The sequence below is a fragment of the Mesorhizobium sp. CA13 genome (genome assembly GCF_020165235.1).
Classification (GTDB): domain Bacteria; phylum Pseudomonadota; class Alphaproteobacteria; order Rhizobiales; family Rhizobiaceae; genus Mesorhizobium.
This window is the reverse complement of the sequence record NZ_JAIUHS010000033.1, coordinates 1-1,246: the sequence shown is the minus strand read 5'-3', so window position 1 is coordinate 1,246 and position 1,246 is coordinate 1. Positions and strand designations below refer to the sequence as shown.

Genomic DNA, 1,246 nt, shown 5'->3' with positions numbered 1-1,246 from the left:
TGGGCTGCTGCCGGTTTCGTGGACACCGAGATAAGGTGTTTGACGGAACTGGAGAGTGGGAATGCAAAGAAGGAAGTTCAGCCGCGAGTTCAAGCTTGAGGCGGTGAGATTGATCAAGGATCGGGGCGTTGCGGTGGCCCAGGCTGCCCGCGACCTCGATGTCCACGAGAATGTGCTGCGCAAATGGGTGCGCGAACTGTCAGCCGATCCGCAGCATGCGTTTCCAGGCCATGGACAGATGAAGCCTGAACAGCTCGAGATCGACAAGCTGCGACGCGAAGTGGCGAAGCTCAAGGCGGAGCGCGACATCCTAAAAAAGGCCGCAGCCTACTTCGCGAGGGAAGTGACATGAGGTTCGCTTTCATCGCGAGGCACCGGAACATCTGGCCGGTGGCATGGCTGTGTGACGCGCTGGATGTCTCCCGTTCCGGCTTCCATGCCTAGTTCAACCGGAGCCCCAGCGCCCGGTCCCGATATGACGAGGCTCTGCTTGTCGAGATCGACCGAAGCTTCAAAAGCAGCGACCGCACCTACGGCACACGCCGGGTCTGGCATGACCTCCTGGCGGAGGGGCTCTCTTGCGGCCTGCATCGCATCGAACGGCTGATGCGGGAGAACGGCCTGCGAGCCCGACCACGCCGGCGTGGCCTGCCGAAGGATGCTGGGGAGCGGCTGGTCGCGGCAGTGTCTCGGAACATTCTCGACCGTGCCTTCGAGGCATCGGCGCCGAACCAGAAGTGGGTGGCCGACTTCACCTACATCTGGACCGCGGAAGGCTGGCTCTACGTCGCCGCAGTAGTCGACCTGTTCTCGCGCCGCGTCGTCGGCTGGTCGATGAAAGCCGAGATGACGGCCCAGCTCGTCACCGACGCCCTCATCATGGCGATCTGGAGGAGAGGCAAGCCCGACAGTCTGCTGCACCATTCCGATCAGGGGAGCCAATATACGAGCGAGCAGTTCCAGCGGCTGATGGCCGACCATGGCATCACCTGTTCGATGAGCAGGTCCGGCAATGTCTGGGACAATGCGGCGATGGAGAGCTTCTTCTCGTCGCTCAAAACCGAGAGGACGGCCCGCAAGGTCTACAGGACGAGAGATGCCGCCAGGGCGGATGTGTTCGACTACATCGAGCGCTTCTACAATCCCAAGCGGCGTCACTCTACCCTGGGCTACCTCAGCCCTGTTGAGTTCGAGGAAACGGCGATGTTAGCTTAAGTGCCTGTCCATGGAACCGGCAGCAGGCCAG

General features: G+C 61.7%; 1 pseudogene. It reads left to right on the top strand.

Annotated features, from left to right (window positions below):
• Positions 1 to 61 precede the first annotated feature (61 nt).
• A pseudogene (locus tag LB566_RS30280) lies at positions 62 to 1,215 on the top strand (IS3 family transposase).
• Positions 1,216 to 1,246 lie beyond the last annotated feature (31 nt).